Consider the following 13,345-nt stretch of genomic DNA (forward strand, 5'->3'; position numbering starts at 1 on the left):
AATAGAGGTTGTTATGTTAATCGAATTTAAGAATAAACGGCGGCTGCCCGCCGTAGACATCTTCCGGGGATTGGCTATTGCCATAATGCTGCTGGTCAATTCCCTGCCGAACTTTGAACAGGCTTATCCGCTGCTTCTGCATGCACCTTGGGCGGGGCTCACGCTGGCGGATTTGGCTTTCCCAGGGTTTGTCTTCATTATGGGGGCAGCAGGGGCTTTGTGGTTTCCTAAGCATAAAGGGGACAATCCATGGGATAAGTTCAATATCATCTTCCGGCGCTCGGCGCTGTTGATTTTGTTGGGCATCGTATTGAACCAGCTGCCGCTCTTATTGCAGCATATTTTTTATCCGCCTGCCGGTGTTTCCCTATGGACGGATATTGCTGAACATGGCCGGGTGCTGGGCGTTCTTCAGCGACTTGGTTTGGTGTATTTTTTTGGTATGATTATCACCTGGTGGCTGCGCAGTGAAAAACTGATTGCCATTATGGCGTTATTGCTTTTGTTCTTGTCCTCTACCTGTTTTCATCTTTACGATACCACCAATCCGTTCAGTCCGGACAACAACATCAGCATGCTGATTGATGGCTTGTTCCCCGGTGCGGCCCATTGTTATCAGGGAAAGGCGTTTGACCCGGAGGGGCTTTATGGGACAATTGCGGCTACGGCGTCCTTTTTGTGGGGAATGCTGGCAGGGCGGCAGTTGACCTTGGAAAGCGCGCCTGTGTTTGAGCGTGTGCTGTTGCTCTTGGTTAGCGGTACGGTATTGTTGATTGTGGGTGGTGCCTGGAGCTATTTGGACATTATCAGTAAACAGCTGTGGACGGCGCCTTATGTGCTGCTGACCAGTGGCGGCTTCATGTTGCTGTTGGGACTTTTGCAGATGTCGTGCAGTCTGTTTCCTGATTTTACGGAGTGGCTTTTTACGCCGTTCCGCTTATTGGGGCATAATCCGCTGTTTATGTTTGTCGTTCCGGATAGAATATTGTTGTTCCTTTGGTATCTGCCGGTTCAGGGTGTGCCGGTTTATGTCTGGCTTTGGCAAAATACATTGCTGGGAGTATTGGGCGCACCGCTCAGTATACTATTTTATGCCGCGCTTTGGGTAGCGCTTTGGCTGCCGGTGGCCAATTTCCTGTATAAGCGGCAAATTATTTTCAAGCTGTAAGAGGAGGTTCTGATGATGAAATTCTTGACGGGTAAATGGAAATGCCTGCTAGGGCTGGTTGCCATGCTGGCTGTGGCGGTATATGGCAGTATGCCGGCGTTCAGTGCTCCGGCAATTCCATTGCGGGGCGTGGTGGAAGGTTTTTATGGTACGCCCTGGTCGCAGGCCGACCGGCTTTCTATGCTGCAATTCTGCCATGAACATAAGCTGAATGCTTATATCTATGCGCCTAAAGACGATGCCTATCACCGCGCAAAATGGCGGGAAATGTATCCGGCTGATAAGATGGCTGATTTGCAAGCCTTGATTGACGAGTCAAAAAAACAGCAGGTAAAATTTATCTTTGCAATTTCTCCGGGGCTGGATATTCACTTTAGCGGGCAGGAAGCCGAGCAGGATAAGCAGGCTATGCTCAAAAAACTTACCGCCATGTATGATATGGGGGTAAGGGACTTTGCCATTTTCTTTGATGATATCCAAAACAAGGACGGCAAGGGTCAGGCGAAATTTTTGAACTGGGTAAACGCTAACTTTATTGCGCAGCATAAGGACATCAATCCCTTAATCGCTGTACCGACGGAATATTTCCGGCAGGATATGGAAAGCGAAGGGCAGATAAAGGAATACACAAAGGATTTTTCCGCGACCTTGGACAAGGATATCCTCGTACTTTACACGGGGGAAAAAGTTGTGCCGGACGGACTCCGTGATGTGGACTATGCTCGTGCCAATAAACTTTATGGACGTCAGCTGGGCATTTGGTGGAACTATCCCGTCAGCGACTATCTGGAAGCCAAACTGGCGTTGGGCCCTGTGGAAAAATTGCCGATGGCGGCAGAAATTCCGGCGATTTTCTTTAACCCCATGAAACATGCGGAGCTTTCGAAGATTTCGTTGGCTACGGGGGCAGAGTACGCCTTAAATCCTGGCAAATACGATGCGCAGAAAGCATGGCATAAAGCCATTAAGGCACAGTATGGCAGCCTGGCTGAGGATATGGAAGCCTTTGCCGACCAAAGTCAGCATATGGTGGTGAGCTGGGCAGTTATCGGCCCGGAAGACGGCGCAGCGCTGCGTCAGCAGATGAATGCTTACTGGCAGGATAGCGCCAATGGGAAAAAACTTATGGCTGACTTGTCAAAACTTGACCAGTCAATTGAGAAATTGCAGGCAGAACTGCCTAAGAATGTCCTGAAGGAGTGTCAGCCACAGTTAGAGCAGCTCCAGCGCATTGTGCAGGCCGATATGCTGGGGGTGCAGGTACTGGCAGGGGAGAAAACAAAGGCTGATTTTATTAAAGTCTTAGAAGAAGTAAAGGCGCATGACAAAGACGCACGGATTTCCGAAACAGCGGCAAGAGCCTTTGCGGATGAATTATATACACATATGAATGATTGATAATATTACTCAATTAACTTGACAACTCCGTTGTTGCCCGTTAAAATGGGTTTTGTTCTCATTTAGAATATCCCCAAGAGAGGAGTTGTTAAGCTTGAAAAAGTTAATGAGTATACTGTTAGCTGCACTATTCTGCATAGCAGCAGTTGGCTGTGGCGGGGAAAATGCCGCCAATAAGGACAAGAAGGAATTTACCATCGTCACGTCCTTTTATCCTATGTACATTGATGTGCTGAACATCACCAAAGGTGTGGAAGGCGTCAAGGTGGTCAATATGACCAAGCCACAGACCGGCTGCCTGCATGATTATCAGCTGACCACTGAGGATATGAAGACCTTGGAAAGTGCAGATGTATTTGTCGTAAATGGTGCTGGCATGGAAAGCTTTTTGGAAAAAGCAGCCAAGCAGAATCCAAAGATGAAGACCGTTGAGGCGTCCAATTACAAGGACATCAATCTGCTCAAAGACGGCGACGAGGAAAACCCGCATGTATGGCTGTCGGTGACTTATGCCATTGCCCAGGTCAAGGCGATTACCGCCGAGCTTTGTGAAGCTGACCCTGAGCACAAAGATGCCTATCGCAAGAATGCGCTGGACTATTGCATGAAACTCGAAAAGCTCAAAGAGGAAATGCACAACGAGCTGGATAACCTGCCGCATAAGGATATCGTGACCTTCCATGAGGCGTTCCCTTACTTAGCCAAGGAGTTCAAGCTCAATATCGTCAGCGTGATTGAGCGCGAGCCGGGCACGGAACCGACGCCGCAGGAGCTTGAGGATACGATTAAGCAGGTGAAGGGCCTTGATACCAAGGTACTCTTTACGGAACCGCAGTATTCACCGGCGGCAGCCGAAACCATTGCGCGGGAGACGGGCGCAAAGATTTACCAGCTTGACCCGGTGGTAACGGGCGAAGCCAACGAAGCGGCTATTGATGCCTATATCGATACCATGAAAAAGAATATGGCAGTGCTCAAAGAAGCCTTGCAGTGATTTTAGCGCCGCTGTGGACTGACCAGTCAAATTGACTGGTCAGTTTTTTTCTTGCCAAAAGTCAAAAAAACAAATATAATAGAATAAAAGTCAAATGGTCAATTGTGATTAATATAGAGGGTGATGAAATGAGCAATATTGCCGATTTGATTGAAGCCTATATCCTGCGGCAGCTGGCGACACAGCAGGACGGCAAGGTGGAGCTTAGACGTACGGATATCGCCGATGAGATTTCCTGTGCGCCCTCCCAGATTAGTTATGTGCTGTCCACCCGCTTTACCCAGGATAAAGGGTTTGTGGTGGAGTCGCGGCGCGGCTTGGGCGGTTTTATCCGCATTGTGCAGGTGCCGGTAAAGAACATGGTCTATGAGGACATGCTTGCGGCGATTAAGGTGGATACGGAACTGCCGGTTGTACAGTCTATGATTAAATATCTCCTGCAGCATGAGATGATAACGGGACGGGAAGCGTCCCTGATGATGCAGTTTGTCGTGTCCATCTTCCAGTCGGAGAGCATTACGGACAAAGAACGAGTGCGGATGCTTAAGACCATGCTGCTGACCTTGGAAAACTTCTCGTAAGGAAAGAGGGACTAAGTATGTTATGTGATGATTGCGGCCGCCATGAAGCGGTAGTCCATATTACCCAGATTGGCCCTGACGGCCGGGTGGAAAAGAATTTATGTGAGTCCTGTGCGGCAGGTTACAGTGAATTTGCCGGTGTACCGCAGCAGGATAAGCGTCATGTATCAGTAGATGATTTTTTACGGGGCATTTTTAACAGTGCCAACAATGTTCCGGCAGAAGAAAATCGAGGTACGAATGCGGCAGGCGAATTGGTCTGCCCGCGTTGTGGTATGAGCTATCAGGATTTCAGCCAGACGGGTAAAATCGGCTGTGCGGCTTGCTATGCGACGTTCCGTCAGCAGTTGGAGCCGATTTTGCGCAGAATTCATGGTTCGAGCGTACATCGGGGCAAAATTCCGCATCGCAGCGGCGGCACTTTGGAACTGAAACAGAACATCAGCCTGCTTCAGCAGCAGTTAAAGGCCTGTGTGGAACAGGAAGAATACGAAAAGGCTGCTGAACTGCGGGACAAGATACGGGCCATGAAACAGGAACTGGCCGCCAAGGAAGGGGGCAGAGAAAATGCGTGAGGCAATATTGCAGGATAACCGCCTGAGCTGGCTGCAGCCGGAGGGTGCGGATAATGATGTAGTTTTGGCCAGCAGGATTTTGCTGTCGCGCAATCTGCGCGATATTCCCTTTCCGAACCGGGCTGACCTCCATGAACTGGGCAAGGTGGAAGAACGGCTCGCAGGGGCAATTCCAGCCCTGCAGGCTGTAACTGAAGAACCAATGCTCGTCATGGAGATGGAAAAACTTTCGCCACTGCAGCGGGAGGTTTTACGCGAAAAACAGTTGATCAGTGAACGGTTGATGCGCAGCCCGCAGCATCGGGCAGTATATCTCACGAAAAAACAGGATATCAGCTTGATGGTCAATGAGGACGACCATATCCGCATTCAGTGCATAACGGCAGGGCTGGATTTGGCCAAACCGCTGAAGAAAACTTTTGCCATTGACGATATCTTGGAAGGACAGCTGGACATTGCCTTTGATGAAAAGATGGGCTATCTGACGTCGAGTCCGACGAATTTGGGAACAGGGCTTAGGGCGGCCGTGCTATTGCACTTGCCGGGGCTGGTCTTTACCCGCAATGTCAGCAACATCATCAATATTTCCCCGCAGCTGGGACTCGCGGTGCGTCCGTTGTTCGGTGATGAGAAGGAGCAGCCCGGCTGTTTGTTCCAGATTGCCAATCAGCTGACGCTCGGCTATTCGGAGCAGGAGCTTATCGATAATCTGCGGGGCGCAGTGACGGAAATTGTGGCCCATGAACGCCGGGCACGGAAGGCTTTGGCGCTTTACATGAAGGAACGGCTCGAAGATGAAGTTTGGCGCGCTTTTGGCACGCTCTCCTATGCCCGTCTGCTGTCGGAAAAGGAAGTTTTGGAACTGCTGTCCCGCCTGCGTCTGGGCATGGATTTGAAACTTATCCGGGGCGTGGCGCCGGAATGTTATGGGCAGATGCTCCTGGCCAGCCGCACGAGCTTTTTGCAGAACCTGGCTGCAAATGAAAATCTCTCGAAAGCGGAAGTCGACAGATTGCGGGCCCAGCATATGCGGCGCATTATTGAGGAACATCAGGTGAGCCTGGAGGAATGACCATGGATTATCGAAATCACTTTACGCGCCGTGCAATCAAGGCCATTGAATTTGCGCAGTATATGGCAAGGGATTTGGCTCAGGATTACATCGGCACGGAACATATATTGCTGGGCCTTCTCCACGAGCGGGAAGGGCTGGCAGCCAGGGCAATGGGCGCACTGGGCATGAGCTTTGAACAGGCAGCGGCCCAGGTGAAGCGCATTGCCTCGCAGGAGGCAGAATATCCTTCGGATAATCCCTATTACACCCCGCGCGCCAAGCGGGTGATGGAGGGCGCCTTTGAAGAAGCCCAAAGTTTGGGGCATAACTATATCGGCACGGAGCATATCCTGCTGAGCCTGCTGGAGGAAACCGAGGGGGCGGCTGTTGAGGTATTGGAACTTATGGGCGTTAATCCCGATGCCCTGCAGGACGAGGTCATGGACCGGATTGATGCCCAACATCCCGATGGCGAAATGCCGGAGGAAGGGGCAAAGCGGGGGCGTCATGGGCGTGAAAATACGCCGCTTCTCAAAAAATACGGCCGTGACCTCAATAAAATGGCGCGTGAATCCCAGATGGACCCCGTGGTGGGCAGGGAAACGGAAATTCAGCGGGTCATTCAGATTCTTTCCCGCCGCACGAAAAATAATCCGGTGCTCTTAGGTGAGCCGGGCGTGGGCAAGACGGCTATTGCCGAAGGACTGGCCCAGCGTATTGTCGAGGGCACTGTTCCCTATATGCTGCAGGATAAAGTGGTCATGTCCCTGTCGATGGCCTCTTTGGTAGCCGGGGCTAAGTACCGCGGTGAATTTGAGGAACGCCTTAAAGGCGTGATTGAAGAAATTCAGCGGGCCGGCAATATCATTCTCTTTATTGATGAAATGCATACTTTAGTCGGCGCGGGTGCCGGTGAAGGCTCTTTGGATGCCGCTAATATCTTGAAGCCTGCGCTCTCACGGGGCGAGATACAGATTATCGGTGCCACCACTTTGGACGAATACAAGAAGTATCTCGAAAAAGATGCGGCGCTGTCCCGCAGGTTCCAGCCGATTATGGTGGAAGAACCCACGGAGGAAGATGCGGAGAAAATTTTGTTTGGCCTGCGGAGTAAATACGAGGAATTTCATCGGGCAACCATCGAAGACGAGGCCATTCGGGCGGCAGTGCGTTTGTCTCACCGTTATATTACTGACCGCTTTTTGCCGGATAAGGCGATCGATTTGATGGATGAAGCGGCCTCCAAGGTGCGTATGGGGCAGGTTGCACCTACGGAAGCCATTCAGAATCTGCGTGAGGAACTTAAACAAACCCTGATTGAAAAGGACGCGGCCATCACTGCCCAGGAGTATGAGCGGGCGGCGAGCTTGCGGGATAAATCTCAGCAGTTGCAGGAAGAATTGGCGGATAAACAGCAGGCCTGGGAGAAGAAGGGCAAAAATCACATTACGGTGACGGCTGAGGATATTGCGGCGGTAACTGCCCAGTGGACGGGAATTCCCGTAAGTCAGCTGGCTGCATCTGAATCAGCTAAGCTGTTAAAGTTGGAAAAGATATTAAGTGCGCGGGTTATCGGCCAGAGCGAAGCGGTCAAAGCTATTGCCAAGGCCATCCGCCGGGCGCGTTCGGGCTTAAAAGACCCCAAACGTCCGATTGGCTCTTTTCTGTTCTTGGGGCCGACCGGAGTAGGCAAGACCGAGCTTGCCCGGACACTGGCGAGTGCGCTCTTTGGTTCCGAAGACGCGATTATCCGCTTTGATATGTCCGAGTATATGGAAAAGCATACGGTTTCCCGTATGGTGGGGGCGCCTCCGGGCTATGTCGGCTATCAGGAGGGCGGCCAGCTCACCGATGCGGTGCGCCGCAAGCCCTATTCCATTATCCTGCTCGATGAAATCGAAAAGGCTCATCCCGATGTGTTCAATATTCTGCTGCAGGTGCTCGATGACGGCCGCTTGACCGATGGGCAGGGCCGTACCGTTGATTTCCGCAACAGCGTGATTATCATGACGTCCAATGCCGGAGCCAATCTCTTGAAGCAAAGCACTGGCGTTATGGGCTTTGCCGTGAATGAGAAGGACGAACAGCAGGCGGCAGAAAAGGCAGCAGAAAAGCGGGTATTGGATGAGGTAAAACATGTATTTAAGCCGGAGTTTTTGAACCGTGTAGACGAACAGCTGGTATTCCATCCGTTAGGCCGTCCGGAACTGACGAAAATCGTGGATATCCTGCTGCAGGATGTTAAAAAGCGCCTGCAGGAAAAGGATATCCAGCTGGAAATCAGTCCGTCTGCCCGTGGAAAACTCGTGGACGAAGGTACGGATTTCAAATTTGGTGCCCGTCCTTTAAAACGTGCCATTCAAAAACTTGTGGAAGATGAAATCGCAGAAATGCTGCTGGCCGGTAAGTTCAAGGCAGGAGATACCATTGCCATCCGCAAGAATGGCAAGGAGTTGGAATTTACCAAGAAGCTGCCGCGCAAAACAGTGCGCCCCAAAGCGGTAAAGGAGAAGGTCAATGCCTAAAAATCAGCTGCAGCCTTCAGGCTTGGGGAGCCGGCTGTTGAACTTCGGCACGAATTTTTTCTGGGCTATTGTCTGGCTGGGCCGTCATATCATCAGATTTTGTAAAAAAATCCTCGGCAGAGGATAGGATTCGGAGGAATTATTTTGGCCAAAAAGAAAAAGACGGTCTTTGTTTGTCAGGATTGCGGCTATGAAGTGCCTAAGTGGCTGGGCAAATGTCCGGGCTGCGGGGCCTGGAATACGATGGTGGAAGAAGTGGTTACTCCGGAAGCGGGCGGCACATCTTCTGGCGGCGGTTTGCGCTTAGGCCTTTCCGATGCGCAAAAGCCGCAGCCCATTGGCGAGGTGGCCATTGAGGACTTGCCGCGCTTTGCCACCGGTTCGGAGGAACTCGACAGAGTCTTGGGCGGTGGCGTTATCCCCGGTTCGATGGTACTGATTGTCGGTGACCCCGGCGTGGGTAAGTCGAGCCTGACCCTGCGTGTCTGTGCGGATGTGGCTCGTGCCGGCCGCAGTGTACTCTATGTTACCGGTGAGGAAAGCACGCGGCAAGTGCGCATGCGTGGGGATCGGTTAAATGCCATTGCCGATAAGCTCTATGTGGTCAGTGAGACCAATATGGAAACGATTGAAGCGCATATCGAAAATACCAAGCCGGAACTTTTGGTCATTGACTCCATTCAGACTGTATTCAAGCCGGAAGTGCAGAGCGCGCCGGGCAGTGTATCGCAGGTGAGGGAATGTGCCGTGGATATTCTGCGCATTGCCAAAGGCAAGGGCATAGCAGCTTTTGTTATCGGCCATGTGACGAAGGAAGGCAATCTGGCCGGGCCGCGAGTACTTGAACATATCGTGGATACGGTGCTGTACTTTGAGGGTGAGCGCAATGCTGAGTACCGGGTACTGCGGGCGGTCAAGAATCGTTTCGGTAGTACCAATGAATTGGGGCTGTTTGAAATGCGCGATATCGGTCTGGTGGATGTGCCGGATGCGTCCAAATTGTTCCTGTCGGACCGGGAGGGGGATAGCGGTACGGTGATTATTCCCACCGTAGAAGGCACAAGGCCGCTACTGGTAGAATTGCAGGCGCTCGTGGCGCCGACTCCCTATGTGCCGCCGCGCCGCACGGCCGATTCCGTGGATATCAAGCGGATTCAGCTGCTGTTGGCGGTGCTCGAAAAGCGCGTCCATCTGCAGGTAGGCGCCTGCGATGTGTATGTGAAGGTAGCGGGGGGCATTAAGATTGATGAACCTGCCGCTGATTTAGGCATTTGCGTGGCTATGGCATCGAGCTTTGCGAACCGGCAAATCCGTCCCAAGACGATTGTTTTCGGCGAAGTGGGGTTGTCCGGTGAGGTTCGGGCGGTAGGTCAGGCCGATGTGCGCATCAACGAAGCCAAACGCTTAGGTTTTGAGCACGTTGTCCTGCCAATGAAAAATTACCGCCAGCTGGCTAAGGAAGTTAAAGGAATAAGGCTTTATGGAGCAGAAACCATCGGTGATGCGTTGAAATTGGCTATGCCAAGGGGTTAAAATAAAGAAAATATCCTGTTCTGAAAGAATTGCTTAAAAAATTTCTTGCCAAACAATGGCTTGCTATGCTATTATGTATGTTAGATTGTGAAAACGGGCTGAAAGTATAACTGTTTTTGCATAATAAAATAGTGGTGGTTGATGTATGGAAGTCATTTTAGCAGATTATCTTGGCTTTTGTTACGGCGTAAAACGGGCTGTAACCATTGCACAGGAGAATGCTTCCGCTGATGGCACTTCTTCAACATTAGGACCGATTATCCATAATCCCCAAGTGGTGGAACGCTTGAAAACTCAGGGCGTTGGCACGGTAGATGCGTTAGCAGAGATGGATAAGGGTACTGTGATTATCCGCTCCCATGGTGTGGGGCCGGAAATTTATGAAGAAGCAGAGCGCCGTGGCTTGAACTTGGTGGATGCGACTTGTCCCCATGTGAAAAAAGCACAGCTTTCGGCTAAAAAATTGGCAGATAGTAGTTGCAAGGTGGTCATCGTCGGTGAAAAGAAGCATCCTGAAGTGCACAGTATTTTTGAATGGTCGGGAGGAAAGGCCGTAGTAGTTGAAACAGAGGAAGAGGCAGAAGCCTTGGATTCTTGTGCAAAGTTAGGTGTTGTTTGCCAGACAACATTTTCCGGAGACAAATTCAAAAGTATTGTAACGCGTTTGTTGGATAAATCCAGAGATGTTCACATACAGCGAACCATTTGTACAGCTACAGATCAGCGCCAAAAAGCAGCTTTAGAGCTTGCAGCCAAGGTTGATATGATGTTGGTTATTGGTGGCAAGAACAGTGCAAATACGACAAGGCTTGCTCAGATTTGTGCAGAAAAATGCTTAACTTACCATATCGAAACAGCAGAAGAACTGCAGGACGAGTGGTTTGATAAAATTGAAAAAATTGGTATTACAGCGGGTGCTTCAACACCTGACTGGATTATCAAGGAGGTATATAAAAAGTGTCAGAACAGATGAATATGGAAGAACTCTTAGCAAGCGAGGAGGCAATGCCGAATATCGAGGAACGTACCGTGGTTACGGGCGAAGTTATTCAGGTTTCCCGCGATGAAGCTTATGTTGATATCGGATACAAGCAGGAAATTGCTATTCCGAAGCGCGAGCTGGCTTATCCGGCTCCGGAGTCCGCTGAGGACGTAGTAAAAGTTGGCGACAAAATCGATGTTTACATCGTTTCCCTGGGCGGCGACAACGGTGGCATTCTTTCCAAGGTTAAGGCTGACCGCATGGTTGCCTGGAAGGAAATGGAAGCCATCATGGAACGTGGCGAAACGGTACAGGCTACCATCAATCAGGTAGTTAAGGGCGGTCTCGTAGCTTCCGTAAATGGTCTCCGTGGCTTTATCCCGGCTTCCCAGATGGAACTGCATTTCGTAAAAGATCTGTCCGTATATGCTGGTCAGACGGTTGAATGCGAAATCATCGAAATCGATGTACACAAGCAGCGTCTGGTTCTTTCCCGCCGTAAGCTCCTCGAAGCTGCTCGCGCTGAGAAAGAAGATGAAGTATTCTCCACGCTGCAGGCTGATACCGTTGTTCGCGGTACGGTTAAGCGTATCGTTGATTACGGTGCATTCATTGACATCGGCGGCGTAGATGGTCTGGCTCATATCTCTGATTTGGCTTGGAACCGCGTGAAGCATCCGTCTGATGTTCTCGAAGTTGGTCAGGAACTGGATGTATACGTTAAGAGCATCGACCAGGATGCAAAGCGCATTTCCCTGTCCGTAAAAGACACCATGCGTGATCCCTGGCTCGACAATGCTGAAAAGTATGCTGAAGGCGACATCATCGAAGGCAAAATCATCAAGCTGACGGACTTCGGTGCTTTCATGGAAATCGAGCCGGGCTTCGATGGCCTGATTCCGATGGGTGAACTTGCTGAAAAGCGCATTGAACGTGCTGATGAAGCTGTTCATGTTGGCGATGAAGTTAAGGTTAAGGTTCTGCGCATCGACACGAAGCGTAAACGCATTTCGCTGTCCATCACGAAAGCTAACTAATAGCTTCGCTAAATAAACAGAATAAACTCAGGGGAGTGATGTTTTCCATCACTCCTTTGTTTAATTAGAACTAGAATGAAAGAGAAAATATATGAGTAAGGAATACGCTGGGATTATATCCAGAGTAAATGAGGGAAGTCTGGCTGAGGAACTGGAGCTGGTTCCCGGTGATAAAATCATCGCCATCAACGAGCAGCCCCTGCGGGATATCATTGATGTAAGCTTTGCCATGGCTGATGAAGAAATCGACCTGACGGTTGAACATGCCGATGGTGAGCGGGAAATCATTTCCTTTGACAAGGATTTTGATGAAGAACTGGGCGTGGAATTTGAGTCGGCAGTATTTGACGGCATCCGCAAATGTGCCAACAACTGCTATTTCTGCTTTGTCAATATGATTGCCCCGGATATGCGGGACAGTCTGTCGATAAAAGATGATGATTATCGCCTGTCCTTCCTCTATGGCAACTTTGTGACCATGACCAATATGGGACCGGCGGACTTCAAGCGTATCGAGCAGTTTCACCTGTCGCCGCTCTATGTGTCGGTGCAGTGCATGAATCCGGAACTAAGGGCGCAGATGTTGCGCTGCAAGGGGGCGGCGCGGATTACTGAACAGCTTGAAAATCTCGAAAAAGCTGGTGCTGAATACCATACGCAGATTGTGCTCTGTGCGGGTCTCAACGACGGCGAGGAATTAGAGCGCTCCATCCGTGAAATCGCCGCCCGCCGTCCCCATGCATTGTCCATGGCTATTGTGCCTGTGGGCATCACGAAGTATCGTACAGACCCCTATCCCTTGCAGCAGTTTGACCGCGAAGGTGCCGCGAGAGTCATTGATATGGTGGAGAAGTGGCAGAAGAAGTTCCAGCAGGAGGAAGGGCGCACGTTCCTTTACTTAGGGGATGAATTCTACTTTCTGGCTGGCCGCGAAGTGCCGCCAACTGAATTCTATGACGGCTTCCCGCAGCTCGATAACGGCATTGGCCTGACCCGCAGCTTTATCAATGACTGGAATCTGACAAATCAAAATTCTGACCGGTCAAATGGCTATGACGAGCCCTTTGTGATTGATGTGGTGACGGGAACCGCCGTAGCACCGGTAATGGAACAACTGGCGAAATCCTTGCAGGTCAAAAATCTGCAGGTGCGGATTGTGCCGGTAGAGAACAAACATTTTGGTTCAACGGTCAATGTATCGGGGCTGTTGACCGCAAAGGATATTATTGATACGCTGCGGTCTATGCCAGAGGCGGATAAGCGGCAGGCATTGATTATTCCCGAACCGGCGCTTAGAGCTGGGGAAGATATCTTTCTTGACGATATGACCCTGCAGGAATTTGCCGCGCATTTCCCGAATATCCGCGTAGAGCCGGTGCAGGGCGGGGCCGATTACTACCATGCGCTTACCGACTGGGCAACTTATCATAAGAACCGCAGCGGCGAAACTGCCTATACCTGGCAGAGCAATGCAGGCTATACGAAACCTGCGGAATAA

Annotated in this window: 12 protein-coding genes; all 12 read left to right on the plus strand. The window is 50.8% G+C overall.

What is annotated here, in order from left to right:
* Positions 1 to 13: 13 nt before the first annotated feature.
* Entirely contained in the window at positions 14 to 1,168 is a 1,155-nt protein-coding gene (locus tag G598_RS0104980; protein ID WP_026766013.1) for an acyltransferase family protein, read from the plus strand.
* A gap of 12 nt (positions 1,169 to 1,180) precedes the next feature.
* Positions 1,181 to 2,566, plus strand: a complete 1,386-nt coding sequence (locus G598_RS0104985) for a protein O-GlcNAcase (protein ID WP_245582759.1) — start codon at positions 1,181 to 1,183, stop codon at positions 2,564 to 2,566.
* A gap of 85 nt (positions 2,567 to 2,651) precedes the next feature.
* Positions 2,652 to 3,560, plus strand: a complete 909-nt coding sequence (locus G598_RS0104990; protein ID WP_026766015.1) for a metal ABC transporter substrate-binding protein — start codon at positions 2,652 to 2,654, stop codon at positions 3,558 to 3,560.
* Between the two features lie 128 nt (positions 3,561 to 3,688).
* Complete coding sequence (locus tag G598_RS0104995) at positions 3,689 to 4,141, plus strand: CtsR family transcriptional regulator (RefSeq protein ID WP_026766016.1); 453 nt, start codon at positions 3,689 to 3,691, stop codon at positions 4,139 to 4,141.
* 17 nt (positions 4,142 to 4,158) lie between these two features.
* Positions 4,159 to 4,716 (plus strand): UvrB/UvrC motif-containing protein, encoded by a 558-nt coding sequence (locus tag G598_RS0105000; RefSeq protein WP_026766017.1) that lies wholly within the window; start codon positions 4,159 to 4,161, stop codon positions 4,714 to 4,716.
* The gene (locus tag G598_RS0105005; RefSeq protein ID WP_026766018.1) at positions 4,709 to 5,788 is read left to right on the plus strand and encodes an ATP--guanido phosphotransferase; all 1,080 of its coding nucleotides are present in this window, start codon (positions 4,709 to 4,711) and stop codon (positions 5,786 to 5,788) included. The genes G598_RS0105000 and G598_RS0105005 overlap by 8 nt, the downstream gene beginning before the upstream one ends.
* Positions 5,789 to 5,790: 2 nt before the next feature.
* The gene (locus G598_RS0105010) at positions 5,791 to 8,295 is read left to right on the plus strand and encodes an ATP-dependent Clp protease ATP-binding subunit (protein WP_026766019.1); all 2,505 of its coding nucleotides are present in this window, start codon (positions 5,791 to 5,793) and stop codon (positions 8,293 to 8,295) included.
* On the plus strand, positions 8,288 to 8,422 hold the full coding sequence (locus G598_RS20345; protein WP_272867096.1) for a hypothetical protein: 135 nt from the start codon (positions 8,288 to 8,290) through the stop codon (positions 8,420 to 8,422). The genes G598_RS0105010 and G598_RS20345 overlap by 8 nt, the downstream gene beginning before the upstream one ends.
* Positions 8,423 to 8,439: 17 nt before the next feature.
* Positions 8,440 to 9,828: a DNA repair protein RadA gene (gene radA, locus G598_RS0105020; RefSeq protein WP_026766020.1), complete on the plus strand. Its 1,389-nt coding sequence runs from the start codon at positions 8,440 to 8,442 to the stop codon at positions 9,826 to 9,828.
* A 145-nt stretch (positions 9,829 to 9,973) separates the two neighbouring features.
* A complete protein-coding gene (gene ispH / locus G598_RS0105025) occupies positions 9,974 to 10,801 on the plus strand; it encodes a 4-hydroxy-3-methylbut-2-enyl diphosphate reductase (protein WP_026766021.1) in 828 nt (275 codons plus the stop codon).
* A gap of 2 nt (positions 10,802 to 10,803) precedes the next feature.
* Positions 10,804 to 11,847 (plus strand): 30S ribosomal protein S1, encoded by a 1,044-nt coding sequence (rpsA, locus tag G598_RS0105030; RefSeq protein WP_245582763.1) that lies wholly within the window; start codon positions 10,804 to 10,806, stop codon positions 11,845 to 11,847.
* Between the two features lie 91 nt (positions 11,848 to 11,938).
* A complete protein-coding gene (locus G598_RS0105035; protein ID WP_026766023.1) occupies positions 11,939 to 13,345 on the plus strand; it encodes a DUF512 domain-containing protein in 1,407 nt (468 codons plus the stop codon).

Origin of the sequence: Selenomonas ruminantium subsp. ruminantium ATCC 12561 (genome assembly GCF_000424065.1) — a bacterium.
GTDB classification, from domain to species: Bacteria; Bacillota; Negativicutes; order Selenomonadales; family Selenomonadaceae; genus Selenomonas_A; species Selenomonas_A ruminantium.

Coding starts and splice junctions, on each gene's coding strand:
- G598_RS0105000 (WP_026766017.1), top strand. CDS start 4,159: ATGTTATGTGATGATTGCGGCCGCCATGAAGCGGTAGTCCATATTACC.
- G598_RS0104980 (WP_026766013.1), top strand. CDS start 14: ATGTTAATCGAATTTAAGAATAAACGGCGGCTGCCCGCCGTAGACATC.
- G598_RS0105010 (WP_026766019.1), top strand. CDS start 5,791: ATGGATTATCGAAATCACTTTACGCGCCGTGCAATCAAGGCCATTGAA.
- ispH (WP_026766021.1), top strand. CDS start 9,974: ATGGAAGTCATTTTAGCAGATTATCTTGGCTTTTGTTACGGCGTAAAA.
- G598_RS0104995 (WP_026766016.1), top strand. CDS start 3,689: ATGAGCAATATTGCCGATTTGATTGAAGCCTATATCCTGCGGCAGCTG.
- G598_RS0105005 (WP_026766018.1), top strand. CDS start 4,709: ATGCGTGAGGCAATATTGCAGGATAACCGCCTGAGCTGGCTGCAGCCG.
- rpsA (WP_245582763.1), top strand. CDS start 10,804: ATGGAAGAACTCTTAGCAAGCGAGGAGGCAATGCCGAATATCGAGGAA.
- G598_RS20345 (WP_272867096.1), top strand. CDS start 8,288: ATGCCTAAAAATCAGCTGCAGCCTTCAGGCTTGGGGAGCCGGCTGTTG.
- G598_RS0105035 (WP_026766023.1), top strand. CDS start 11,939: ATGAGTAAGGAATACGCTGGGATTATATCCAGAGTAAATGAGGGAAGT.
- G598_RS0104985 (WP_245582759.1), top strand. CDS start 1,181: ATGATGAAATTCTTGACGGGTAAATGGAAATGCCTGCTAGGGCTGGTT.